Annotated in this window: 1 protein-coding gene; it reads left to right on the top strand. The window is 37.2% G+C overall.

From position 1 onward, the window contains the following. Positions 1 to 441 (top strand): transposase (locus CDG59_RS14960; RefSeq protein WP_143225237.1); only part of this gene is annotated, 441 nt, incomplete at its 5' end. Between the last annotated feature and the right edge of the window lie 19 nt (positions 442 to 460).

Raw genomic sequence — 460 nt, 5'->3', positions numbered from 1 at the left:
GGTCGAGTGAAACTGTATATTAGTGCGCTACGATTAGAAGATGGAGAACTTTTACTTGTTGTTTCTCCTATGTTTAATGCTTCAGCTATTCGTGATTATGCATTACGCTGGGAAATCGAAATCTTATTTAGTTGTCTCAAAGGACGTGGATTCAATCTTGAAAATACTCGTTTAACAGACCCTAGACGAGTCAAGAAATTGATAGCAGTACTAGCTATCGGTTTCTGTTGGTGCTATTTAACAGGTGAATGGCAACATGATCGAAAAAAAGCGATAAAAATAAAGAAGCATGGACGACTTTCACTAAGTTTATTTCACTACGGTTTGGACTATGTTCAAATGGCTGTTCTACGTTTGATTGGTTTTGGGAAAAAAGAAGAATTTAAGAAAGTGCTCGCAATTTTAAGGAAGAAAAAGCCTGATAGGACAAGGGCCCTATGAAATTTGTCGTGTACAGAGA

The organism is Acinetobacter sp. WCHA29 (assembly GCF_002165335.1).
Taxonomy (GTDB): domain Bacteria; phylum Pseudomonadota; class Gammaproteobacteria; order Pseudomonadales; family Moraxellaceae; genus Acinetobacter.
Note: the sequence above shows the minus strand (reverse complement) of the source record. Positions and strands in the feature narration are given on the sequence as shown.